The organism is Acinetobacter sp. CFCC 11171 (assembly GCF_003268405.1).
Taxonomy (GTDB): domain Bacteria; phylum Pseudomonadota; class Gammaproteobacteria; order Pseudomonadales; family Moraxellaceae; genus Acinetobacter; species Acinetobacter amyesii.
Genome location: NZ_LQXP01000021.1, coordinates 1 through 22,810, shown reverse-complemented (window position 1 = coordinate 22,810; position 22,810 = coordinate 1). Strand labels below are relative to the sequence as shown.

Sequence of the window (22,810 nt, the reverse complement as noted above, 5' to 3'; positions counted from 1 at the left end):
GCCTATGAATCAGCAAATGCAAATGACTGACCTGAAAGGTGGTCGTCTGATTCTCGCTGCCTTGGTCTTGGCTTTGGCGAACTTTATGGTTGTGCTCGACATGACCATTGCCAATGTATCTGTACCACATATTACCGGTAGCCTTGCAGTATCGGCATCCCAAGGGACTTGGGTCATTACTTCCTATGCCGTGGCAGAAGCGATTTGTGTGCCATTAACCGGTTGGCTCGCTGGGCGCTTTGGTTCTGTACGGGTTTTTGTGATTAGCCTATTTGGCTTTACTGTATTTTCGATACTGTGTGGTTTATCGACCAGTTTGGAAATGTTGGTGTTTTGCCGAATTGGGCAAGGCTTATTTGGTGGCCCGATTATGCCACTGAGCCAAACGTTGTTAATGCGCATTTTCCCTCCTGAAAAGCAATCCCAAGCCATGGGGATGTGGGCAATGACCACTGTAGTTGGCCCTATTTTAGGTCCAATTTTGGGTGGTACGATCAGTGATAATTTATCTTGGCATTGGATTTTCTTTATCAATATTCCAGTTGGGATCGGCTGTGCAATCGCAGCGATGCGCTTACTGAAAACGGCTGAAACCCCTACACAAAAATTGAAAATAGACCGTGGAGGTTTGTTGCTGTTGGTGTTGTGGATCGGTGCATTGCAGTTGATGTTGGACTTGGGCCATGAACGAGATTGGTTTAATAATCCATTTATTGTGGTGCTGGCACTGACGGCATTTGTTGGGCTGATCGTTTTCACGATTTGGGAGCTGACTGAGCGGCATCCAGTGGTGAATATACTGCTGTTTAAGTACCGAAGTTTTACCATTTCGGTCTTGGCTTTGGCCTTTGGTTTTGGTGCCTTCTTTGGCAGTATTGTCCTGATTCCGCAGTGGTTACAAATCAACTTGGGCTATACCGCAACGTGGGCAGGTTATCTCACTGCAACGATGGGCGTCGGTAGTTTGACCATGTCGCCAATTGTTGCGAAGCTTGCAACCAAATACGATCAACGTGCTTTGGCGAGTTTTGGTTTAAGTATTTTGGGTGGTGTAACCCTTATGCGCGCCTTTTGGACCACGGATGCGGACTTTATGGCTTTGGCTTTACCGCAAATATTACAAGGTTTTGCCGTGCCATTTTTCTTTATTCCTTTGTCCAATATGGCCTTGGCATCGGTACTGCCACAAGACATGGCATCTGCGGCAGGTTTGATGAACTTCTTAAGAACCATGGCAGGGGCAATTGGGGCCTCGATTGCAGTAACCATTTGGGATGATCACACCAAAGTCGCACGCAGTGAAATGGTCGGTAATTTACAAGTTACCGAGGTACAAAATACCTTGGTGAATCATGGAATGAGTTCAGAATCCGCATTGGGTTACATCTCCAGTTTGGTGGATAAAGAAGCCTTAACGCTTTCAGCCAATCATGTGTTTTTAGTCTTGGCGGGTGTCTTTATATTCGCCGCACTGATCATTTGGCTCTGTCCACGACCTAAAGCAGGTGTGGGTGGCGGTCATGCACACTAAATAACATCAAGTATATAAAACCGCTCATTCGAGCGTTTTATATTGCATACGGCGTTGATTGAAAAAAATCAAAGGTCCGAGCGCGCCCGTTTGAGTGCAGATTGCCACTGGGCCAAATGAAATTCACATTGATCAGCATTCATTTTGGGTTCAAAAGCACGTTCTAATTGCCATGATGCGGCAATTTCATCAAGATTTGAAAACACACCCGCTTTGAGTCCGGCCATTGCGGCAGCGCCCCATGCTGTTGATTCTAAAAGTTTAGGACGCAGTACAGGCACATTTAAAATATCGGCCTGAAATTGCATCAGCATATCATTGCTACTGGCACCGCCATCGACCCTGAGTTCTTTAAGTGGACTAGACAGGTCTGACTGCATGGCGGTCAATACATCCGACACTTGAAAGGCAATGGCCTCTAAGGCGGCACGAGCTATGTGGGATTTATTTGTACCACGTGACATTCCACAGAGGAGGGCACGGGCATCACTATCCCAATGCGGAGCGCCTAGCCCAGTAAAGGCAGGAACCAGAACCACGCCATCGGTGTGTTCAACTTGGCACGCAAGTTTTTCAACATCACTGCTTTTTTGAATAATCCCTAAACCGTCTCTTAGCCATTGCACGATAGCGCCAGCCATAAATACACTGCCTTCAAGTGCATAATGGGTTTGACCTTGAGCTTGCCATGCAAGGGTCGAGAGTAATTTATTGTGGCTATATTGAACTTCTGTGCCGGTGTTAAAGAGCATGAAACAGCCGGTACCATAGGTATTTTTTGCTGTTCCTGCGTCAAAGCATGACTGTCCAAATAGCGCAGATTGCTGATCACCTAAAATGCCGGTAATGGAAATGTTTGCGCCAAGTAAACCTGTAGCGGTATCTGCAACATATTCATCTGAACTGATGATTTTAGGGAGGACCGACAGGGGAATATCGAATAATTCTAAGAGTTCTTCATCCCAAGCTTGTTGCTGTAAGTTCATTAGCATGGTGCGAGAAGCATTACTGGCTTCAATCACATGCTCTGCACCTTGTGTCAGGTTCCACACCAACCAACTGTCAATCGTGCCAAAAGCCACATGACCTTGCTGAGCGAGTTCACGTAGACCTTGTGTGTGTTCTAATAACCAGACCAATTTGCCAGCACTAAAATAGGGATCGATACGTAAACCGGTCTTTTTGTGAATGAGGTCATTGAGGTTTTGTTGGGTCAGTTGTCCACACCACTCGGTTGCACGGCGGTCTTGCCAGACAATTGCAGGGGCAAGGGGTTGACCTGTGCGTTTATCCCAAACCACAGTGGTTTCACGTTGATTGGTCAGTCCAATGGCTTTAATATCTTTTGCGAGGATACGAGCAGAAGCGAGTGCTTGTTGCACGACGGCAATTTGTGTACTCCAAATTTCTTGAGCATCTTGCTCCACCCAACCCGAATGCGGGGTTTGAATATGGGTTTCCCGTTGAGCTGTAGCTTGAACTTGTCCATGTTCGTTAAAAATGATCGCACGACTTGAAGTCGTTCCTTGATCGAGTGCCAATAAAAAGCTCATATATTTTTCTTTTGCGGTCTTGAAAAATAAAATATTAACGCAATTATGTAATTAAGCGCAGATCAATGTGTAATTGTTTCGAAATTGCATCGCAATTTTTTGAAGTTATGCTATGATGACGCTACTTTGGGGATGTTTCTGGCTTCGACGCTGGTGATGAAACTCATAGATGCATGTCGAGAGCGCATTTTCTCTCGTAAATCAAATTTGCATATTTTAGTCGCAAACGACGAAACTTACGCTCTAGCTGCCTAAGGGCAGCTTGTCCGCATCCCTGAATACTTGTGGTTAGGGGTCCCGACTGAAGCGAACGCACACAAGTCCGTATAAGATCAAGCCTTGGGGTCTTATACTAAATCTTAAAGGATCGCGATTTGTACCCTGTTCGTCGGGTCACAAAGAGCTAAATCAATAGACGATATCTAAGCATGTAGTATTCTCGAGCGTAGTGCTGGCGGACGCGGGTTCAACTCCCGCCATCTCCACCAAATACCTAACAAAACATGGCAAAATATGCCAAGTTTTAAAACGAAAAGGCTTGATTCTAAAGGGATTGAGCCTTTTTTCTTGCCTAAACATAACTAAATATAACTAGCTACAGTGTACATGCACCGTGTACACTGTCTTGTACATTGCAAGATTTATTGAATCCATTGGTGTACAAGCCATGAAAAGAACAGAAATTAAACGTAGACCGTTATCAGACACCGTACTGGCTAACCTAGAACCCGAATCAAAAGAATATCGGGAGCTGGACGGTGACGGCTTATATTTTCGTGTAAAGCCTGATGGTAAAAAAGCATGGTTATTCAGGTATAAAAAGGCGGATGGTAAATGGTCGTGGCTTGGCATTGGTACTTATCCTGAATTATCGGGTAAAGGTGCAAGGAAAAAAGCATCTGAGATAGTTCAAGACATATCACACGGCGATAATCCCATCATTACCAAACAAGAACGCAAGCGACAGGAAGTAGAACAGCACAGTGCTACCTTTGAAGTATTGGCTCGTGAATGGTTAGACACAAAAAAGGAATCATGGGTACAAGACACCATGACCCGAAATAAGGGCGCACTGGAAAAACACATATTCCCGATTTTTGGGAAACGCTTGTACACCACAATCAAACCGATTGAATGGATGAATCATTTAAAAGGTATTCAACAAAAGCAGGGAATCTATGAACAAGTAAATCGAGTTCGGGCTATGTGTCGTGATATATACGATTTTGCAAAGGTGACAGGCCGTATTGATTACAACCCACTGGAGGGGCTGCAAAAGTTCCTACAGCAAGGTATTAAGCAAAATATGTCGCATGTGAGTGAACAGGAGTTCCCAGCACTACTTAGGGCAATCAATAATTATCCAACTATGGACGTTCGAATGGGCCTACAGCTTTTAGCCATGCTGTTCTGCCGACCTACCGAGCTAAGAGAAGCCAAGTGGCAGGAGTTCGACCTAGATCAAAGGGTGTGGAATATACCAGCCGAGCGTATGAAGAAACGCCGTGAGCATATCGTCCCTTTATCCAATCAAGCGGTGGCGATATTGAAAGAGTTGCAGACCTACCAAACCAATTCAGATTATTTATTTCCGAGCAGATCGGACAAGAGCAAGCCAAAATCAGACACGGTTTTTATTATGGCCTTGCGCCGTATGGGCTATGAAGGCAGACAGACACCGCATGGATTCAGGCACATTGCCAGCACCTTACTAAACAATCGTGGTTTTGATGAACGTCATATTGAAGCAGCACTGGCACACGTAAAGGACGGTGTAGCAGGGGTGTATAACAAGGCTCAATATTTAGATGACAGGGCAAGCATGATGCAATGGTACGCCAATCATTTAGAAGAAATTGCAGATCAGAGCATTATTCAGTTTAAAAAAGCACAGTGACAAGGCTTGTCGCACTACTAGCCAATAAATGCACAAATATAGGTAAATATAGATTATATTCAGATTGCTAAGTCTAGGTTAGCTCCCGAAAGTCGGACACCCAATCCGATTGGCTTAGCAGCTTTTTGGGGATGCTTGGGAGGCATGAAAGATGAGCGAAATATTAATCAATGAATTAAAAGAAAAAATAGAGAAAAATAGAATTTTATTAATTAACAGTAGAGATAATAACAATACAGAATTTTTAGAGGAATTTAAGGAAAAATCAGAGCTATTCATTTCCAACTTTTTAGACAACATGACGGTAGAGGATGCTATTTCTAATTGGGAGGAAGTAGCTAAAATAGTACTCAAACCATATTTCGAATTGTATAAAGAATATAAAAACAATCAGTTAGATCAAGGAATGTGTATTTCGGCTAACTACTTATTGTTTCTGAATATTTTTTTATTAATAAGAACTGCTTTAGACTTAAGAGCAGGAAATAAGACAGATAAATTCATATTAAATATGATAAGAGCAATTAGCTTTTCAGATACCACAACTGCGCAATATATTAAGAAGATTGATGATATTAATGAAAAGTCAGAAAGAATGAGGGAGCTGGCGCATAAAAAGCATGAAGGCAAAAAAGAAAAAGATAATAAAACAAAAGATAGAATTAAACAGATATGGTTATCAAGTAATTGGGATTCTTATACACAATGTGCAAATCACATACATAAAAATGCTCTAGTAGATGAAGAAAATTATAGAAAAATATATTCATTACTATCGAAAGCAGCTAAAGAAAAAAGATAACTTTTACAATATGCGACGCATTTTGTACGCTGTGCAAAGCAGTTTGTACAACAGCGTGGCACTTGTTTTATTTTAATAAAAATCAAAAACATACTGCACTTACACAATATCTAGCCATGTAGGTGCATAAATGACTATCAAACCGATCCGTATTCAATTTAAAACAGCTTGTGAGCTACTGGACATAAGCCGTGAATCATTGCGCCATATCGTGCGTACAGATGCCACATTTCCCCGACCTATCAAGACTGGCGACACCAAACAAGCACCAGTCTATTTCGACTATGCCGAGCTTGTAGAGTGGCATAACAGCCAAAAACAAAGCCTTGCAGCTATGGAGGCTTAAACATGAACCACCAAACCCAAGTTTTAGCCCACCTCAAACAGGGTAAAACCTTGAGCCAAGCAGAGGCAATTCACCACTTTGATTGCTATCGCCTGAGTGCCGTTATTCAGCGTTTACGCCGTTTAGGGCATGACATTGTGACCCACCAAGAGCCGAACCTAAACAACAAAGGCACACATGCTCGTTATGAATTAAATGAGGTGCAAGCATGAACCCATCTATTTTTAATTTTAATGAATACGGCGTTCGAGTTGCCTTTGATGAAAATGGCGAACCTATGTTTTGTTTACCTGATATTTGTAAGGTGATGAATATTTCTCGTTCATCTGACTTGGTACAGGTATCAAAGGGGTACGTTAAAAACGAAACCCCTAGACGACAGGGAGCATTAAACCCTACTGGAGTACATAAAATTCGTATTTCAACCAATGGCGGTATGCAAGAACTTGTTTTTATCAATGAAGAAAATTTATATCGAGTTATCTTCCGATCTAATAAACCCGAAGCATTGAACTTCCAAAACTGGGTATTTGCTGAGGTACTGCCAAGCATCCGCAAGACTGGGAGCTATTCAGCAAGACAGACAGCCTATGAAGAATTAAACCGCCTATGTATGCAGGAAAAGACCCAAAAGGCTAAAGGTTCATTTCATGGCACCGGATTAGTGAACCATCGTTATTCAATGCGAGATTTAAACCTAAGAATTACAACATGCAAAGCAAATTTACAGCTAACTTTTGAGGGGGTAGACAATGAATAAACATGTAAACCCTGAGTTTTTCAAAGCGTTTGACCATTACAAAGCAATGGTGAAGCAATACGGAGATGACCACCCCATCACAGAGCAGGCCCTCATTTTGACAATGCACTACACGCCTGAGCATATCAAAGAAGAAATGCACCAAAAGGCGAAGGAATTAAACCTATTGCCACCGCCAAGCGGTTATACGGATGACGGCGAACCTATGTACCGCCTAGAGGACATTGCCAAGCATTTTGGCATTAGCTTTGAAGAAGCAGAGCAGCAGTTATTGAAAATGATGGATAACCGCCAAAAAGTCGGACTGCCTAATGATGGCGTTTTGATTAATTCAGATATTCATATCAACCGTGTGCAGTGAGGTGAAATCATGAAAGACATTGTATTAGCTTCATATCGCACTAACACCGAGGCAGACATTGAGGCAGATTTAATCGTAAACAATGAGGCTTGTAGTTTTATCGAACTAATCACTGTAGGCGGTGGAGTTCAGGCCATTGATGACGGTATGGAGCAACTTATGCAAAACCCTCAAGCCACTGGCGTTGTGGTGCTGCATGGGGAGAGCTTACAGCAGCTTATTGATGCTTACTTGAGAGGGGCAGAAGCATGAAAAACAAATTATTCGATATTGCTAACATGCCTAAGTATGGTTATATTAATCGGGCTTTGAGCAAAATCTCAAAGTTAGCTTTGACAGGCTACAAACTACGAGGCGTACAGCCCACTTTCTATAGTGGCTTTTTTGTGCGTAATATCTCTATGCGTCCGCATCGTTATGTGGAGCTTGGGAGGGACATCTTCGGATGTGCAGGAAACCTTGTAGTCCTGTCTGTCAACCCTTTCAAGCTTCACACCAATCATTTGACAGTGGTTTGTGAAGCTCCAAAACTACAAGGAGCGCATTCTCATGCCTAAACAAACCAATAAAACCGCTCAAAACTTTTTAGAAAATTCTCAAGTGATTATTGAATCACTGCAAGGTACATTGCTTCGCTTATATGTGAGCTATGACCAGCACGACATATCCGATAACAAAGCAAAGGCGATGCTTGAAGTATGCGAAACGCTGGCAAATGCTGCTTTAGAAGATATTGAAAGTGCGAGCGCAAAAACAATACTAGACATCTCAATGATTGTTAGCCTTGCTACTGGCATCTTATACACGCTTGAAGAACTGGCGCATTTAAACCTAGCAAAAAGCCATACAGCAGCAGCTATAAACGGCTTGACCTTAGCTTGTAGCACATTAAATGAATTGCTAGAAACTGCGGTGGATTATGTGATGAAAGGGGGCAGCCATAATGCTTGATTATGACCACCCCAAAGAACTAATAACACCCGAAGCCATTTTAAACGAATGCACACAGCTTGTATCGTTTAATGATGCTTATTCATCACATCCATTAATACAGCGTTTTGGCAGTCCTGAGCAGCCGATTTATGTTGATGATGGCAATGTGGATATAAACGGCGTTACCTATGCACAGCCTTTGATTATGCCTATTTATGATGGGCTGCTTGAGCTTGTTCAATGTGCTGTTATGCAAGATAGGCAGCGTGTAGCTGTCATTCCTGATGGACTGGCTAAAGGTTTTGCAAGGTATGGTGATTTTGACCATGCCAAGCCAGTAATCATTACTTATGGACTGGAGGCATTCTTTAAGATTGCTCAAACAGGTTATGCCGTTGTATTGGTACTACTGCCTACCCTATGCAGCAACCATAAAACAGAACTCAAGCCGTTTGATTTTGAACAAATACAGTTCGTTATTAACCAGCTATCACAGGCAGGCTATAAGCAGCTTTATTTACCTGTCAGAATTGAGCATATAAACCTTGAGCCATTTAAAAAGCTGGAGCAAAACACGGCTGTTAGACTGCTATGCCAGTATTTAAGAATCGGTGTAAATCAGTTCGAGATTGGATTAAGTCAGGATGAAAGCGTAAGTGAGGTGCTGGCGTTTATTGAGGAAGCTATTGAGCTATTAAGTAAGCCTACCGACTGGGGCGAGTTATTGCCGTTATCTCAATCAGAAACCGTTTTAAATCCTTATCCGATCCATGCACTGCCACCACTGGCACAGGAGGCAGTAAAGGCCATTTCTGAGCATGTGCAATCACCAATTGCCATGACTGCCCAATGTGTTATTGGTGCTATGTCGCATATTGCCCAAACTAAAGTAAATGCACCTCATCCATTTAATGCACACGGAGAGCCATGTAGCTTATTTTTGCTTACAGAGGGGCAAAGTGGCAGCCGTAAGAGTACTAGCCGAAACCTAGCAGATCAGGCCATTATTAAGCACGAGCGCAAGCAGTACGAGTTATACCGCCGTGACCTTGAGCAATGGAAAAGCGCACAGGCTGGATTACCTAAAAAAGACCGCGAGGCATATTGTGCAGAGAATCCACCACCTAACGACCCTAGCACCCTATACAGTGACATCACCTTAGAATCTATTGCAGGGCTTTTTATTGACGGCGTTTTGAATAATGCGTCCATTGCCAGTGATGAAGCAGGGCAGTTTTTCGGCGGTCATAGCATGAAAGCCGATACACGTAACCAAGCACTAGGAGGCTATGCAAAGTTATTTGATGATGGTTTTGTGGAGCGTACCCGATCCAAGTCTAATTTAAACGGCAGTGGCCGAGCTTATGACGTTCGGCTCACATTCAATCTACAGGGACAGCATGAAGTTCTAGCCGAGGCATTGAAAGACCCAGTGCTAAGGGGACAAGGTTTTTTGCCTAGATTCATTCTAACCATCCCCGAAAACCTAGCAGGCACACGCCTACAAGATGCAATCTATCGAAATAAAAACGCAAGCACAGACCATAGACTTATAGCCTACTGGACACGCTGCGAATATCTACTTGATTACTGCCCTCAAGTGAAAGCCGAGCATGAGTTACATAATGGGCGTTATGTTCTGCCTATGAATGAAGAAGCAAAGGAAATAGATGCAGCGTTCTACAATATGTTTGAAGAATTACAGGGCAAGGGAAAACGCTACGAATACCTACAAGCGTTCGCTAGTCGTGCCAGTCAATTAGCGCGCCGTTTAGCTACTGTATTTGCTTATTTTGAGGGCTTGCAGTGGATTGATGCCAAAACCCTAAAGGGAGCTTGTGAGGTCGTTAAGCATTCTTTAAATGAATGGGCAATGTATGCAGATATTGAGGTTAAAACCGAAACGGAAGCGGAACGCCTTATTAAGTGGATTGCCAAAAAGTGCAATGAGCAAAAGACCGACCGTATAGCGTATTCAAATGTTCAAACCTCATGCCCTAGACCAATGCAAAAGAATAAAAACCTTTTGGAAATGGTTGTAGAGCAGTTGATTGATTCAAATCATATCAAGATCGAATCCATAGGGCGTACAAGGTACGTTGTAATTCACCCTTTTTTAGCAGAATCGTGACTAAGTGACTAAATGAGCCTGAAAGCCTTGCAGCTAAAGGGCTTCCGTTTAGCAGTCATGGTTTGACTAAGTGACTAAGTGACTAAATGGAATTAATCATTTAATTTTTTCGTTTAGTCATTTAGTCATTTAGTCATAGTGGTTTTGGGTGACTGCTAAACAGAGAGCCTTGTATATCAAGCGTTACAGAGCTATTTAGTCATTTAGTCAGACTTTTGAAGAAAAATATATAAATTGAGATTTAAGCCAATGCCAAATTTAAATAGAGTCACAGTGATGGGTGTACTAGGCCGTGACCCTGAAACTAAACAATTTCCCAACGGTGGCAGCGTTACAACATTCAGCGTTGCAACTACTGAGTTTTGGAAAGACAAGGCCACTGGAGAGCGCAAAGAGGCTACAGAATGGCACAGAATCACCACTAACAACCGATTAGCCGAGATTGCGAGTAAGTACCTCAAGAAAGGCGGAAAGGTTTATATCGAGGGCAGCTTGCGTACAAGGAAATATAAGGACAAAAGCGGATCGGAAAAGGAAATAACCGAGATTCGAGCCGATGAGCTGCAATTGCTTTAATCGAAGCTCCCTAAATATGGGGAGCTTTTTTATTGGCTGAGTGGTCATTATCACCATGCAGATTCAACTATCATGGAAATCATGACAACTGAATAAACAGTTTTAGACAGCATTAGATCGGTGCAGTCTAATTAGACAAAAAACGCTTCTTTCATAGGGTGAGTTTTGCAAAAAGTATCTCTTTCATAGGATTGTTTCGCAAATTGAAGAAATTGATTGATTACACCCCTATTTTGTCTAGGTACGTCTAGCAAAAACGGCCATATTTTAGATATACGAAACATCATTAATCTACCTTGACAGCACCCCACCAGAAAATACCCTTAAAACCGTGTCAAAGGCTTATACAGTAAGCATTACAGTTATTTTATTAAAACTGAGTTTCGTCAAAGTACGTCAAAGTAAATTAATCAATTCTGTGTCGCTACGTGTCGCAAAATCTTGCATGACAAGCCTTTTGTATTTGTTGGACAAAGCCCCAATAAAAACATCTATAAAAATGCACTCAATGCCAAGCCATACAAGGCATACGGCGTTTTAATCAGATATGCAGTTCGTCAAACTACGTCAAACAAAAAGTACGGTTTTGTCATGCTACGTCATGCTAAATTTTGCTTTACAGGGTATTTGTAAGAAATGCCACCTATGTCAATTACAGCAAGGCATACAGCGATTTAATAACTTTGATTCTGTACAGCTACGTACAGCAAAGACCCCCCTATTTTGTATAGCTACGTAAAGAATTTCTTGTTTTACAGCACCACATTAAAAAGACCATTAAAACCATGCTCAAATATAGGTACAGCAAAGTTTACGCCGTTTTAAACGACTACCTATCTTGTATGACTACGTAAAACAAATATCAGGTTTTATAAGGTTTAACCAATCGAGTGATGACGGCTAACCAGTGGGGGGAGTTCATAACTTATGGACTGACCCAAAGTGGAGACCACTCCCAACCGCACCAGCAAAAAAAATTCTGTTTGAGTTAAAAGTTAAAATAAAGTTAAAGGTGCTTACTATTGCTTAACAGCTACGGCGTTCTAAATGTCAGGTTTTGTCAGGTTGTGAACTTAGGATTACTTAGGATTTACGCTGCTTGCAATGTTAAGTTTTGACAAGTCCGAGCAGTAAACGGAAAGTAGTATTTTGTAGTAGTCCAGGCCATAACAATTGATAACAGCATGACGGCGCAAAATTGCGTTGGCTAATGAACTACGAAACTTTCGTACAGTCACACAGTATGGGTATGGTCAAAATGACCACCCCTAAAAGCGATGCTCAAAAGTGAGCAACGGTATTCACTGAGCGCAAAATTGCGTTTTGCAACAAAAACGCGCGCGCGCGCGAGGGATGGGCGGAAACGTGGTTTTAAGGCTTAAAATCCCAATAGAATTACAGCGTGATTATTGGAGCGGTTCACTGCTACAAATGGCCTGAACATAGGACTACCCCCCACTGGGGGATATGCTCAAATTTGAGCGCATATAAACAACCGAGCTACTTAATCAACCACTTGGACGGCTAACTTAATTCAGGATTTAAAATCCAATCACCAAATATGGTGAACGGATAAAAAGATGGTTAGTGAGCACCTGAGCCACAAATAAGAGGAGCAGATCGAATATTTAGTTTTTGCGCTCCACCAAAAAGAGGAAGCCAAATAACGAGCCTCATAATCCGATCCGCTAAAAGGAGTGTTTTTAACTCCTGAGTTCGCCACCCAGCATGGCAACTAAACTCAGAGAAATGGCCTAGCAACATATAATTTGTACACTGTGGTGTACACTGTGATTTTTGTATAATTTTTAATTTATATAAAACATATACTTAGTAAATTTGTTCAATTGACGCCATCCCACCAAAATTCAATTCAGAGATGTTCGACTGAATGTAAAAAAGCCCTTAAATTCAATGTTTAAGGGCTTTTTTATTGGCTGTATTGTCCGATCCTGTCCTAAGCTGTGTGACCCAATTTTTGCCTTCTGCGGGTAATAATTGGGAAAATTTACCCAATAATTTTACTATTGATAAAGGGTAAATACACATGAAACTCACAGATACAGAATGCAGAAAAGCACAGCCACAAGATAAGCGTTACCGTCTGTCAGATGAGAATGGTCTTTCACTTCTTGTGACTCCTGCAGGACAAAAATATTGGAATGTACGTTATACCGTTCATGGTGAACGTAAGTCAGAGTCGCTTGGTCCATATCCTGACATGAGTTTAAAGAAAGCAAGGGAGCTTGCCATTGAACTGAAATAAATGTATTACAAGTCAGTCTATTACAAATATATCAAGCTATTTTTTAAAGTGGTCGTTGAGAATCAAAGAATAAATAGTCATGATCTAAAAATGATAATTTGCTTTATTCAACTCTTTTGAGACAACAGTGTAATCTTTAATCCCTTAGGAAAATTCGGTTCAAATTGGATGTCATAAGCATATTGTTGCAGCATTATTTTGACCAAAGATAAGCCCAGTCCATGACCTTTCTGCTGAGACGATTTACGCCAAAAACGTTGCCCTAAGTAACGAATATCTTCGGCATTTAAATGTGGACCGTTATCTTGAATGTGTAAAGTGTTTTTCTGCATACTCACGTTAATCACATCAGCATTTGCATGTAATAGTGCATTTTCAAGCAGATTTTTAAGAACAGAATACGAGACAAATTGAGGTAATGCCAAATCGCCAAGACTGTGCCAATCGACCTGAATTTTAGCTGTTGCTTCAGGATAAATCAGTGCTAAATCATCGAGTACTTTTGCAATAATGGGCTGTACCTGAATGCTTGCTTTGATCTGTTCAATAGATTGATCAGTATTCGATAACATCAGTAATTGCTCAAGTAAATCAGCATAGCGACGGACACTTTGATTTGCTTGATCCAGGCTATATTGCAATTTCATATTGCCGTCCGTTTTCGCCATCAGTTGTGCCAATTGCACATTGGTTTTAATTGCGGTTAAAGGACTCCGTAATTCATGTGCCGCGTAGGCACTAAAGACTTTTTCATTTTCAAGACTTTGATGCAGTTTATGCACTAAGTGATTCGAATTTTGCACAAAGGGGTAGACCTCTGAGGGCATGGTATTGGCATCTAAGCTCGTTAAATATTGGCTTGCTTCATTGAGCGATAAATTAGACTGACTTAAATCGCTTGCAACCTCATCCAAGGCTTTAAATTCTCGACGAACAATTAAAACAATTAAGCCGATACACAACAATAATGACAAGATCAGCGGAATTAAGACCGATTGTAAAATTTGTTTTAGCAAAGACTCCCGCAAAAACATACGCTCTGCAGCCACCATTTGAATCTCACCACGGCGTAACACATAACTGCGCCATTGCGTCTGACCTTGTTGCCAAGTACTAAAACCAACCGCTTGTTGACTTAAATCTTTCGGTGCCCCGCGTGTTTTGGCAATTACATGCTGTCCTACACTGATGTCAGAACTAAATAAAGATACTTCGCAAGCGATCAATTGTTCTTGATCTGTGGAATCAAGTTGTTGGGCTAAGGCAGACTCATCCAAGCTTTGCAGTGGTAATTGTTGAATCAGTCGTGCCACCATTTGTGCGGAAGCATGTAGACGTTGATCTAGAGTGTCCTGTGGACGTTTTTGTAAGTCGAGATACAGCCAAACAAATACCATACTCCATAAGCCGATCATCACAGCCAAAAGACTACTGACCAAGCGCCATTTTAAGCTGTGTGATTTTTGCATGGCATTGACTCAGGAATTTTAAACATATAACCGACGCCCCGAATGGTCTGGATATAGTCCGCATGCAATTTTTGCCGTAAATGATAAATATGGACATTCAAGGCATTACTTTCGATACTGTCTTGGAAGCCGTATAACTTGTCTAACAGCACTTCGTTTTTAAGTACTTGATTTGGATGGCTCATCAAGGTTTCAAGTAAACTGTATTCACGGCGTGAAAGCTGAATCATTTGATCTTGATAATGGACTTCTTGGGTGTCTTTATTGAGCTTTAAGTGGTCAAATTGAATGACATTCGATGAAAAACCGCGGTGACGTCTGGTGAGTGCATGAACCCGTGCAATCAGTTCATCCAGTTCAAAAGGCTTGGTTAAATAGTCATCGGCACCGACATTTAATGCCTCAACACATTGCTGGGTCTGTAACCGTGCAGTTAAAACCAAAATAGGAACATGAATGTGATCTCTGCGCCATGATCGCAGTAAGTCTAAACCATCTTGGTCAGGTAGGCCTAAATCAAGTAAACATAGATCGACCGCACTGTGGCGGATAAAATAATCTGCATCACGCGCATGACTCACATGTTCTATTGAAATATTTAAAAAATCCAATGTGGCACAAATACTTGAGGCAATATATGGATCATCTTCAACCAAAACAACAAACATAGCGTTTTCCTGACTTCCTGCCTGTATTTTATAAATGATTTATCTTATTAATGCTCCCTTAATTTATGCTTTTGCATAATCAACCAAAATAGATTTATGTCGGGTATTAAAGTCATCTATGCGTATAGGGTTAGTAGGGTTGTGTGGAATATTCAGCATTTTGAGTGTGCAAAGTGCATCCGCTGATTTTTTACCTCCTGATCAAGCATTTGCTTTTCAGGCTGTATCGACAGCGCAAGACCAAGCCAGCTTCACGTGGCGTATTGCTGATGGTTATTATCTGTATCATGATCAGATTAAAGTCATTGAAAATGGCAAAGCATTATCACTGCAACTGCCTCGTCCACAGCAAAAAGATGACCCCAATTTCGGCATGACCGACGTATATTATGGGCAAGTGCAAGCGACTGTCGCCATGCAACCCAATCAAAGCTATAAAATTGAATGGCAAGGCTGTGCCGAAAGTGGCTTATGTTATCCAGTACAGCGTACAACCATTCAAACCGATGCCGATGGATTATTGCCTGAAAACAAGCTGAGTCAGCAAAGTACAACGCAAAAGAAATTATTAGATGCAGTCACATCGTCGTCATTACCCAATACTGCAATACCTGTAGAACTACAGGCGAAAAACACTGAAACTGTAACAGTTGTAACGCCAGCAAATACAGCAGAAGTCAAAGAGGATGAAAATGGTTTAAGTCCCTCTTCTGAAGTGACTGCTTTAACAGAATCTAGCAAAGCCAGTGCGTCAGAGCTAGATGATGCCTTGATGATGCAGGCAAATTCTGAATCTGTGACTACAACGAATGCTGAACAGCGTACGAAGCAGGCCGATTGGAACAACGACCAGTACTTCTTTTATTTACTTTCAACAGACAATATTACACTGAATCTGATCATCTTTTTAGGTTTAGGGATATTGCTCGCATTCTTACCTTGTTCCTTACCATTGATTCCGATCTTATCCAGTATTTTGGTGCAACGTCATCGTGGCTATCGTGCCGGCATGATTGCAGGTGTCTTTGTGGTCGGAATGGCATTGATTTATGCCTTGATGGGTTTAGCTGTGGCAGGACTTGGCTATAACTTCCAACGTTGGTTACAAAGTCCCATCTTTATTGGGTTATTTGCGGTCATGTTTGTGCTGTTTGCACTGAATTTATTTGGCGTATTCCAGTTGTCTTTACCACAAGGTGTATTACAGCGTTTAGATCAATGGCAACAACGACAAAAAGGTGGAACCTTATGGGGTTCATTCATTATGGGCATGATCTCTGCGCTAATTGTCGGACCCTGTATGAGTGCGCCATTGGCAGGGGCTTTGCTGTTTGTTGCGCAATTGCCTGAACCGTGGATGGGGGCTAGTTACCTGTTTATTCTAGGTCTAGGTGTGGGCTTACCATTGTTGATTGCCTGTGTGTTTGGTGCACAGTACTTACCCAAACCGGGCGTGTGGATGGATCGTCTGAAATTCACTTTCGGTTTTGTCATGCTGTTGTTGGCGCTGTATTTCCTGCGTCCTTTACTGCCGAGTGTGGTTTATTTGATGTTGATGGGACTCTTATTCATCAGTATCACCGTTTACATTTTATGGAAGATACGTCCACATATTTCGCAGATGCCGACGCAACTACTGTTCATTGCAATGAGCTTAGCGACCGCAATATCGGGTGGATGGTATGTCACGCAAGCATGGTCACAACTGAATACGACACAAGCCACAACATTAGTTGCATGGCAAAAAGTACGTACCCAAGCTGAGCTTGAACAGGCACTCAATAAAGTCAAAGGACAAGCAGTACTCATCGATGTGTATGCCGATTGGTGTGTGGCTTGTCAGCCGATTGAAAAAGAGGTGTTAGCTCGTGCCGATGTACAAACAGCTTTAGATGCTGTTGCTCGAATCAAACTCGACTTAACAGAATACGAAGTAAGTCAGGATGTCATACTAAAAGAATGGCAAATTTTAGGGCCACCGACTTTAATTTTCTTAGATACAGAGCATCAGGAACAGCGCAATCTACGTTTGACGGGCACCTTTAGTGCAGCGCAACTCTTGAGCCGATTAAACCGAGGTACACCGCCATGATCTCAAGCGAAGCACTGCATCTTGGACCATTCATGTTGCCTTGGGGACTGTTGTGTTTGGTGTTGGCTTTGCTGGTCAGTGCCATGATTGGACGAAAAGTCGGGCAACAAGCACAGTGGTCAACCGAAATCCAACAGCGTTTCCAAGATTCTATTTGGAATAGTATTTGGATCGGATTAATAGGTGCACGCCTAGTCTTTATTGGATTAAATCTGGAATCTTATCTCGCATCGCCAATTGATATGCTGAAAATTCAAGACAAAGGGTTTCATCTGATTGGCGGGATAATTATAGGAAGTCCATGGTTTTGGTGGCGAAATTCAGCCATTGCGAACAAAGCAAAGGCCACATTATTGCTGATCTTTGTCATGCTGGTGGGGGCAGGATGGACAGTACAAAAAATCATGTATCAAGATAGCCATTATCCAAATTTGAGTTTTCCAAGTCTGAACCTAGCCATTCAAGGTCGGTCAGAAATGATTGCGCTAAAACAATTTCAAGGTCAGCCGACGGTTGTGAATTTATGGGCGAGTTGGTGTCCGCCGTGTCATCGTGAAATGCCTGTATTACAGCGTGCGCAGGATCAATATCCTGAGGTGCATTTTGTCATGCTTAATCAAGGTGAAGAGGTCGATACAGTCCGTACTTATCTCACAAAACATCACTTCAGTTTTCAAAATATTTTGCTCGATATGCAGGGTGAAATGCCACAAGCAGTGAACAGTTTAGGTTTACCCACTACCTTATTTTTCAATGCACAAGGTCAGTTGATTGCGCGTCATCAAGGCGAAATCAGTCAAGCGATGTTGCAACAATATCTCAAGAAAATTAACCCATAAATTAATCATAGGGTATGCGTCATGAATACTTTACTTAAAACCAGTTTAGTTATCGGAACACTGTTGACGGTGGCATGTGGTGTCAGTGCTAATCCGAATGCCATTAAAAAACAACTAGAAAAAGAAGGCTTTCAATTTGTAAAACCAGTTCCTGCACCCGAAGGTTTAACAGGTTGGGTAGGGCATGAAGATCAATATTCCAATACCATTTTTATTTCTAAAGATGGTAAATATTATATAAAAGGTGAGTTGTTTGATGCCCAAGGCAATAATCTTTCAAACACTTAAATTGAAACCCATATGAAAAAAGCCATTTTGGATGATGTATGGAAAACATTAGAAGATTCAACATGGATTCAAGATGGCATAACCGATGCGCCACGTATTGTCTATGTATTCTCAGATCCCAATTGCCCGTATTGCCATAAATTTTGGCAAGAAGCACGTCCTTGGGTAGAGTCAGACAAGGTTCAATTACGTCATATTCAAGTGGGTGTGATTCGTGAAGAAAGCCGTGCTCAGGTGGCAACTTTACTGATGTCAAAAAATCCAACAGCGGTATTTCTTGATATCAATATCAATCGTGGCAAAAAGCGCCTTAAACCAGCAGAAAATATTCCTGTAGAGATAGCAGAAAAAATTGATTTTAACCAAAGCTTAATGGGCAAATATGGTTTCTTCTCCACACCATCCATTGCTTGGCGTGATAGCAAGGGTAACTTCCAATCTGCACAAGGGATGCCGAGTGATCTCAAAGAAATATTTGAAAAATAAGGAAAATAGATGCTCACCAAGCCAACACAACAGCCCGTCTACGATCATGCTAAGCTCAACGTCAACGACTTAAACATCAGGGGGCGCAATGTCAAATTTACAAGATCCACGCGTATTGTTCGCTTTGGAACGTACAGCATTGGCATGGAACCGCAGTGGTTTAGCCCTGATAGCCTTTGGTTTTGTGATTGAAAAATCAAATGTATTGCTACAACTACTGCGCCCTGAGGAATATCAGCACAAAATTATCTATGGACAGTGGCTTGGCATTGCCGTGATTGTGTTTGGTTTATTGGTGAACTTTGCCTCAATTTTGCAATATCGTCGAGGATTGAGCTCATTAACCGAACAGGAATTTATTGAGGATTATCATACCCAACATCCCGTGTGGCTGAATTTATTGACCATGCTGACAGGGTTTTTACTGATCATCTCATTTTGGATTTACTAAGCTTGGCTGAGCCTCCATACAAAAGCATGCACAAAAATGTTTATTCCTGACAGTACAATTGATACAGCGTTTGCATAATACCCAGCACTTTAGGGTCTGCCAATTGATAAAAAATTTGTTTGCCTTCGCGACGTGTCGAAACAATTTTATTGTTCCGTAAAACGGTCAATTGTTGCGATAGGGTCGGCTGATGAATATCGGTACATTCCTCAATTTGCTGAACATTTAATTCGCCATTGATCAACACACATAAAATTTTTAAACGGTCCGGATTTGATAACACTTTCAAACAATTGGAAACGGTATCAACCTGCGTAAATTCAATTTTTAAGTTATCGAATGCGATGTTCATAACGTCTAACCTGAATCATAAAAAGCAAAAGGAGCAAAGTATATCGAGATAATAACATAAAATGGCTTGATTAATATATAAAGATATATAATATAAGTTTAAATATTGTTTTGTGGCGCATTAACTATGCATGATTTTGTGACAGCGTTTCTTGGTGGTGCTCTGTTGGGTATAGCAGTGGTGGGTTATTTGTATGTCCATGGGCGTATTGCAGGCATCAGTGGCTTGATTGCGCAGGTACTGAATCCACAGACGATTTTTAAAACGCCTGCAGTGTGGTTTCTTTCAGGCTTGATCATCACGCCATTTATTTATGGTCTTTTTGTACAACCAGAGATTATCGTGTCTGCTAGCCCAATAATGATGATTATTGCTGGTTTACTGGTGGGTTTTGGTACCCGCTTAGGTTCTGGTTGTACCAGTGGTCACGGTATTTGTGGGATCAGCCGATTATCTAAACGTTCCATCATTGCAACTATGACCTTTATGTTTGCAGGCTTTATTGCTGTATATGTCGTTCGTCACTGGATTGGAGCATTCTAAAATGAAAAACTTTTTAGCTTTTGTATTTGGTTCGCTTTTTTCAGTGGGTTTGATGTTCTCTGGCATGTCTAATCCGCAAAAAGTGATCGATTTTTTAGACATATTTGGTAATTGGGATGCAAGCCTTGCCTTTGTCATGATGGGGGCAATTGCTGTGGCATTTATTCCATTCCAAAAAGCGGTACATAGCAGTGCACCAACCACAGTATTTAATGAGCAGATTGATTTACCAAGTAACAATAAAATTGATTCAAAGCTTATTATCGGTGCCTTAATATTTGGTGCAGGATGGGGGATTGCCGGCATTTGCCCAGCGCCAAGTTTCACCTTAATTAGCTTAGGACATTATCAAGTTTTATATTTTATAGGGGCGATGCTTGCAGGCGTGTTGATTCACCGTAAATGGTCAGGAGCTTAACTATGCAACAACCGATTGTTCAGGATTTTTTTGATCAAGCGACCAATACATTTAGTTATGTGGTGAGTGATCCGGTAACCAAGCGCTGCGCTATCATTGACAGTGTTTTGGACTATGATGCGGCTTCGGCAACCACCTCGACCACTCATGCTGATGCAATCATTGCATATGTCAAAGTACAAGATTTAAAAGTAGATTGGATTTTGGAAACCCATGTGCATGCAGATCATTTGACTGCAGCACAGTATTTAAAATCTGTACTCGGTGGCAAAATTGCCATGAGTCATCACATTGCCTTGGTGCAAGAAACCTTTAGTGCCATTTATAATTTAGATATCAAGCAGTTTAATGCTCAACAACCATTTGATTATTTATTTGATGATCATGAGCATTTTCATATTGGTGAGCTAGAGGCATATAACATCCCGACACCAGGTCATACGCCTGCATGTTTAAGTTATGTAGTGGGTGATGCAGTTTTTGTCGGTGATACTTTATTTATGCCAGATTATGGCACAGCACGTTGTGATTTTCCTCGTGGTAGTGCAGATACCTTATTTGATTCGGTGCAAAAACTGTATCAATTGCCAGCGTCCACCCGGGTGTTCTTGTGCCATGACTATTTGCCAAAAACGCGTGATGAATATCACTGCCAAACCGATATTCAAACGCAAAAAGAGCACAATATTCATATTCATGAGGGAACTACAAAATCTGAATTTGTGCAGATGCGTCATGAGCGGGATGCAACATTAAGTATGCCTAAACTGATTTTGCCGTCGATTCAAATCAATATGAAAGCGGGTCAATTTCCCGAACCTGAAGAAAATGGGGTGTCGTATTTAAAGTTACCGCTTAATTTTTTTAAAACCTAAAAATATTGTATTTCAAATTATTAAAGACTTATTTATGTCTTTATCTTAAAAATTCATATTTATATCTTTAAAGTGAATATTCACTTTAAAGATCTTGGTATTTTAGGTATATTTATTCTATAAAGCTGACTTGTATGATCGGATTTCAAGGAATCACTGCTTTTTAAGTATTTTTGCTTTCGTTGGCATCTGTTGAGAGAATATGTTGCTAAGACAGAGTGGACTGTTTTTTGCAATTTTAACTTTAGTTTTGCAAATCGCAGTATATTTACAACCACTATTACCCGAAGAATTTCAAATTGCTCCGGTATGTCTCTCTATTACACATAATTTACTGTCCCCAGAAAAGCACAAACACGTACATGAGACGTATAACGAACTTGTTCATCATCTGACCCACGATCATAATCACGACGATCACAATGGACATAACCATCAATGCCAATACTGTACCGTCTATGGTGATGTTGTCCTACCTTTTGATTTTGAGATAGTTGAAATCATCGATAAGATTCAAGTCCGTCTAAGTTTCTATAAAGATGCTTTCCGACATGTATATTTTTCACTGCAAAGGCTTTACTTACTTCCACAAGGTAGGGCACCTCCACACACTTTAAATCCTAATCAGACCAACAATTTGAATTGTTGATTTACCTCGGTATTTAAAGAGTGATTTTATGAAACTTTATATTTTTGCATCGTTTAGCGGATGCGAACAGAATCGGTTCGCCTATATCATTAGGCTAAAACAATTGATCAAATCCCAACAGATTCACAACAGTCTGCGTCATCGTACTGATCTATCTTTCCTAAAGCAGTCCCGAAATTATGGGCCGTTAGTGGTTCACCGCATAATTCCACAATAAGGTGATAGACATGGATTTAGGTTTGACAGCACTTGAATTGGCGCGAATTCAATTCGCTTTTACAGTTTCTTTTCATATTATTTTCCCTGCAATTTCCATTGGGCTAGCAAGTTTTCTTGCGGTCTTAGAATGGCGTTGGCTTAAAACACAAGATCCCGTTTACCGTGATCTGTTCCAATTTTGGATCAAGGTGTTTGCATTGTCTTTCGGAATGGGAGTGGTTTCAGGGGTAGTCATGAGCTACCAATTTGGCACCAACTGGAGTGAATTCTCTCGTATTGCAGGTAGTGTCACTGGCCCCTTACTC

General features: G+C 41.3%; 24 protein-coding genes, 1 other RNA gene and 2 pseudogenes. 23 read left to right on the top strand and 4 right to left on the bottom strand.

What is annotated here, in order from left to right:
• Positions 1 to 4: 4 nt before the first annotated feature.
• Entirely contained in the window at positions 5 to 1,531 is a 1,527-nt protein-coding gene (locus tag AVJ20_RS11040; protein WP_111885255.1) for a DHA2 family efflux MFS transporter permease subunit, read from the top strand.
• A gap of 68 nt (positions 1,532 to 1,599) precedes the next feature.
• Here AVJ20_RS11040 and glpK read toward each other — a convergent pair whose 3' ends face one another.
• Complete coding sequence (glpK, locus tag AVJ20_RS11035) at positions 1,600 to 3,084, bottom strand: glycerol kinase GlpK (protein WP_111885254.1); 1,485 nt, start codon at positions 3,082 to 3,084, stop codon at positions 1,600 to 1,602.
• 128 nt (positions 3,085 to 3,212) lie between these two features.
• Between glpK and ssrA the strand changes: the two genes are divergently transcribed.
• The 13 genes and pseudogenes from ssrA to AVJ20_RS10970 form a co-directional block, all read left to right on the top strand.
• Positions 3,213 to 3,572: a transfer-messenger RNA gene (gene ssrA, locus AVJ20_RS11030) on the top strand.
• A 179-nt stretch (positions 3,573 to 3,751) separates the two neighbouring features.
• Positions 3,752 to 4,981, top strand: coding sequence for a tyrosine-type recombinase/integrase (locus tag AVJ20_RS11025; protein WP_111885253.1), 1,230 nt, complete (start codon positions 3,752 to 3,754; stop codon positions 4,979 to 4,981).
• A 151-nt stretch (positions 4,982 to 5,132) separates the two neighbouring features.
• Entirely contained in the window at positions 5,133 to 5,783 is a 651-nt protein-coding gene (locus AVJ20_RS11020) for a hypothetical protein (RefSeq protein WP_111885252.1), read from the top strand.
• 130 nt (positions 5,784 to 5,913) lie between these two features.
• Positions 5,914 to 6,129 (top strand): transcriptional regulator, encoded by a 216-nt coding sequence (locus tag AVJ20_RS11015; protein WP_111885251.1) that lies wholly within the window; start codon positions 5,914 to 5,916, stop codon positions 6,127 to 6,129.
• A 2-nt stretch (positions 6,130 to 6,131) separates the two neighbouring features.
• Positions 6,132 to 6,341, top strand: coding sequence for a helix-turn-helix domain-containing protein (locus tag AVJ20_RS11010; RefSeq protein WP_111885250.1), 210 nt, complete (start codon positions 6,132 to 6,134; stop codon positions 6,339 to 6,341).
• The gene (locus AVJ20_RS11005; RefSeq protein ID WP_111885249.1) at positions 6,338 to 6,889 is read left to right on the top strand and encodes a Bro-N domain-containing protein; all 552 of its coding nucleotides are present in this window, start codon (positions 6,338 to 6,340) and stop codon (positions 6,887 to 6,889) included. Before AVJ20_RS11010 ends, AVJ20_RS11005 begins: the two co-directional genes overlap by 4 nt.
• Complete coding sequence (locus AVJ20_RS11000) at positions 6,882 to 7,250, top strand: hypothetical protein (protein ID WP_111885248.1); 369 nt, start codon at positions 6,882 to 6,884, stop codon at positions 7,248 to 7,250. The genes AVJ20_RS11005 and AVJ20_RS11000 overlap by 8 nt, the downstream gene beginning before the upstream one ends.
• Positions 7,251 to 7,259: 9 nt before the next feature.
• Positions 7,260 to 7,502, top strand: coding sequence for a hypothetical protein (locus AVJ20_RS10995; protein WP_111885247.1), 243 nt, complete (start codon positions 7,260 to 7,262; stop codon positions 7,500 to 7,502).
• Positions 7,499 to 7,807, top strand: coding sequence for a hypothetical protein (locus AVJ20_RS10990; protein WP_111885246.1), 309 nt, complete (start codon positions 7,499 to 7,501; stop codon positions 7,805 to 7,807). The genes AVJ20_RS10995 and AVJ20_RS10990 overlap by 4 nt, the downstream gene beginning before the upstream one ends.
• Entirely contained in the window at positions 7,800 to 8,201 is a 402-nt protein-coding gene (locus tag AVJ20_RS10985) for a hypothetical protein (protein WP_111885245.1), read from the top strand. The genes AVJ20_RS10990 and AVJ20_RS10985 overlap by 8 nt, the downstream gene beginning before the upstream one ends.
• Positions 8,194 to 10,314, top strand: a complete 2,121-nt coding sequence (locus tag AVJ20_RS10980; protein WP_111885244.1) for a DUF3987 domain-containing protein — start codon at positions 8,194 to 8,196, stop codon at positions 10,312 to 10,314. The genes AVJ20_RS10985 and AVJ20_RS10980 overlap by 8 nt, the downstream gene beginning before the upstream one ends.
• 249 nt (positions 10,315 to 10,563) lie before the next feature.
• The gene (locus tag AVJ20_RS10975; protein ID WP_111885243.1) at positions 10,564 to 10,890 is read left to right on the top strand and encodes a single-stranded DNA-binding protein; all 327 of its coding nucleotides are present in this window, start codon (positions 10,564 to 10,566) and stop codon (positions 10,888 to 10,890) included.
• 2,047 nt (positions 10,891 to 12,937) lie between these two features.
• Positions 12,938 to 13,219 (top strand): annotated as a pseudogene (locus AVJ20_RS10970) (Arm DNA-binding domain-containing protein); the annotation flags it as partial.
• Positions 13,220 to 13,263: 44 nt separating this feature from the next.
• Here AVJ20_RS10970 and AVJ20_RS10965 read toward each other — a convergent pair.
• Together AVJ20_RS10965 and AVJ20_RS10960 are read right to left on the bottom strand one after the other, a co-directional pair.
• Positions 13,264 to 14,625: an ATP-binding protein gene (locus AVJ20_RS10965; protein WP_111885242.1), complete on the bottom strand. Its 1,362-nt coding sequence runs from the start codon at positions 14,623 to 14,625 to the stop codon at positions 13,264 to 13,266.
• The gene (locus AVJ20_RS10960; RefSeq protein WP_111885241.1) at positions 14,604 to 15,293 is read right to left on the bottom strand and encodes a response regulator transcription factor; all 690 of its coding nucleotides are present in this window, start codon (positions 15,291 to 15,293) and stop codon (positions 14,604 to 14,606) included. The genes AVJ20_RS10965 and AVJ20_RS10960 overlap by 22 nt, the downstream gene beginning before the upstream one ends.
• Positions 15,294 to 15,411: 118 nt before the next feature.
• Between AVJ20_RS10960 and dsbD the strand changes: the two genes are divergently transcribed.
• The 4 genes and pseudogenes from dsbD to AVJ20_RS10940 all read left to right on the top strand — a co-directional run bounded on the left by dsbD (position 15,412) and on the right by AVJ20_RS10940 (position 19,449).
• Positions 15,412 to 17,385, top strand: a complete 1,974-nt coding sequence (gene dsbD / locus AVJ20_RS10955) for a protein-disulfide reductase DsbD (RefSeq protein WP_111885240.1) — start codon at positions 15,412 to 15,414, stop codon at positions 17,383 to 17,385.
• Positions 17,382 to 18,224 (top strand): TlpA disulfide reductase family protein, encoded by an 843-nt coding sequence (locus AVJ20_RS10950; RefSeq protein ID WP_111885239.1) that lies wholly within the window; start codon positions 17,382 to 17,384, stop codon positions 18,222 to 18,224. Before dsbD ends, AVJ20_RS10950 begins: the two co-directional genes overlap by 4 nt.
• A gap of 21 nt (positions 18,225 to 18,245) precedes the next feature.
• Positions 18,246 to 18,998 (top strand): annotated as a pseudogene (gene dsbG, locus AVJ20_RS10945) (thiol:disulfide interchange protein DsbG).
• Positions 18,999 to 19,086: 88 nt separating this feature from the next.
• Positions 19,087 to 19,449, top strand: a complete 363-nt coding sequence (locus AVJ20_RS10940) for a YidH family protein (RefSeq protein WP_111885238.1) — start codon at positions 19,087 to 19,089, stop codon at positions 19,447 to 19,449.
• 40 nt (positions 19,450 to 19,489) lie between these two features.
• Here AVJ20_RS10940 and AVJ20_RS10935 read toward each other — a convergent pair whose 3' ends face one another.
• A complete protein-coding gene (locus AVJ20_RS10935) occupies positions 19,490 to 19,801 on the bottom strand; it encodes an ArsR/SmtB family transcription factor (RefSeq protein ID WP_078193081.1) in 312 nt (103 codons plus the stop codon).
• A gap of 126 nt (positions 19,802 to 19,927) precedes the next feature.
• Between AVJ20_RS10935 and AVJ20_RS10930 the strand changes: the two genes are divergently transcribed.
• From AVJ20_RS10930 to AVJ20_RS10910, 5 genes are all read left to right on the top strand, one after another.
• Complete coding sequence (locus tag AVJ20_RS10930; protein WP_111885237.1) at positions 19,928 to 20,344, top strand: YeeE/YedE family protein; 417 nt, start codon at positions 19,928 to 19,930, stop codon at positions 20,342 to 20,344.
• Between the two features lies 1 nt (position 20,345).
• Complete coding sequence (locus AVJ20_RS10925) at positions 20,346 to 20,762, top strand: DUF6691 family protein (RefSeq protein ID WP_111885236.1); 417 nt, start codon at positions 20,346 to 20,348, stop codon at positions 20,760 to 20,762.
• Positions 20,763 to 20,764: 2 nt separating this feature from the next.
• On the top strand, positions 20,765 to 21,637 hold the full coding sequence (locus AVJ20_RS10920; RefSeq protein ID WP_078193078.1) for an MBL fold metallo-hydrolase: 873 nt from the start codon (positions 20,765 to 20,767) through the stop codon (positions 21,635 to 21,637).
• A 205-nt stretch (positions 21,638 to 21,842) separates the two neighbouring features.
• Positions 21,843 to 22,286, top strand: a complete 444-nt coding sequence (locus AVJ20_RS18705) for a DUF2946 domain-containing protein (protein WP_111885278.1) — start codon at positions 21,843 to 21,845, stop codon at positions 22,284 to 22,286.
• 227 nt (positions 22,287 to 22,513) lie between these two features.
• The coding region (locus AVJ20_RS10910; protein WP_162689759.1) for a cytochrome ubiquinol oxidase subunit I at positions 22,514 to 22,810 on the top strand (297 nt) is incomplete at its 3' end.

What these genes read in the sequence shown, in the direction of transcription:
- AVJ20_RS10960 (WP_111885241.1), bottom strand. Translation starts at nt 15,293, where the DNA reads ATGTTTGTTGTTTTGGTTGAAGATGATCCATATATTGCCTCAAGTATT.
- AVJ20_RS10990 (WP_111885246.1), top strand. Translation starts at nt 7,499, where the DNA reads ATGAAAAACAAATTATTCGATATTGCTAACATGCCTAAGTATGGTTAT.
- AVJ20_RS10925 (WP_111885236.1), top strand. Translation starts at nt 20,346, where the DNA reads ATGAAAAACTTTTTAGCTTTTGTATTTGGTTCGCTTTTTTCAGTGGGT.
- dsbD (WP_111885240.1), top strand. Translation starts at nt 15,412, where the DNA reads ATGCGTATAGGGTTAGTAGGGTTGTGTGGAATATTCAGCATTTTGAGT.
- AVJ20_RS10980 (WP_111885244.1), top strand. Translation starts at nt 8,194, where the DNA reads ATGCTTGATTATGACCACCCCAAAGAACTAATAACACCCGAAGCCATT.
- AVJ20_RS11025 (WP_111885253.1), top strand. Translation starts at nt 3,752, where the DNA reads ATGAAAAGAACAGAAATTAAACGTAGACCGTTATCAGACACCGTACTG.
- AVJ20_RS10920 (WP_078193078.1), top strand. Translation starts at nt 20,765, where the DNA reads ATGCAACAACCGATTGTTCAGGATTTTTTTGATCAAGCGACCAATACA.
- glpK (WP_111885254.1), bottom strand. Translation starts at nt 3,084, where the DNA reads ATGAGCTTTTTATTGGCACTCGATCAAGGAACGACTTCAAGTCGTGCG.
- AVJ20_RS11010 (WP_111885250.1), top strand. Translation starts at nt 6,132, where the DNA reads ATGAACCACCAAACCCAAGTTTTAGCCCACCTCAAACAGGGTAAAACC.
- AVJ20_RS10995 (WP_111885247.1), top strand. Translation starts at nt 7,260, where the DNA reads ATGAAAGACATTGTATTAGCTTCATATCGCACTAACACCGAGGCAGAC.
- AVJ20_RS11020 (WP_111885252.1), top strand. Translation starts at nt 5,133, where the DNA reads ATGAGCGAAATATTAATCAATGAATTAAAAGAAAAAATAGAGAAAAAT.
- AVJ20_RS10985 (WP_111885245.1), top strand. Translation starts at nt 7,800, where the DNA reads ATGCCTAAACAAACCAATAAAACCGCTCAAAACTTTTTAGAAAATTCT.
- AVJ20_RS10975 (WP_111885243.1), top strand. Translation starts at nt 10,564, where the DNA reads ATGCCAAATTTAAATAGAGTCACAGTGATGGGTGTACTAGGCCGTGAC.
- AVJ20_RS10930 (WP_111885237.1), top strand. Translation starts at nt 19,928, where the DNA reads ATGCATGATTTTGTGACAGCGTTTCTTGGTGGTGCTCTGTTGGGTATA.
- AVJ20_RS11015 (WP_111885251.1), top strand. Translation starts at nt 5,914, where the DNA reads ATGACTATCAAACCGATCCGTATTCAATTTAAAACAGCTTGTGAGCTA.
- AVJ20_RS10940 (WP_111885238.1), top strand. Translation starts at nt 19,087, where the DNA reads ATGTCAAATTTACAAGATCCACGCGTATTGTTCGCTTTGGAACGTACA.
- AVJ20_RS10965 (WP_111885242.1), bottom strand. Translation starts at nt 14,625, where the DNA reads ATGCAAAAATCACACAGCTTAAAATGGCGCTTGGTCAGTAGTCTTTTG.
- AVJ20_RS10950 (WP_111885239.1), top strand. Translation starts at nt 17,382, where the DNA reads ATGATCTCAAGCGAAGCACTGCATCTTGGACCATTCATGTTGCCTTGG.
- AVJ20_RS11005 (WP_111885249.1), top strand. Translation starts at nt 6,338, where the DNA reads ATGAACCCATCTATTTTTAATTTTAATGAATACGGCGTTCGAGTTGCC.
- AVJ20_RS11000 (WP_111885248.1), top strand. Translation starts at nt 6,882, where the DNA reads ATGAATAAACATGTAAACCCTGAGTTTTTCAAAGCGTTTGACCATTAC.
- AVJ20_RS11040 (WP_111885255.1), top strand. Translation starts at nt 5, where the DNA reads ATGAATCAGCAAATGCAAATGACTGACCTGAAAGGTGGTCGTCTGATT.
- AVJ20_RS10935 (WP_078193081.1), bottom strand. Translation starts at nt 19,801, where the DNA reads ATGAACATCGCATTCGATAACTTAAAAATTGAATTTACGCAGGTTGAT.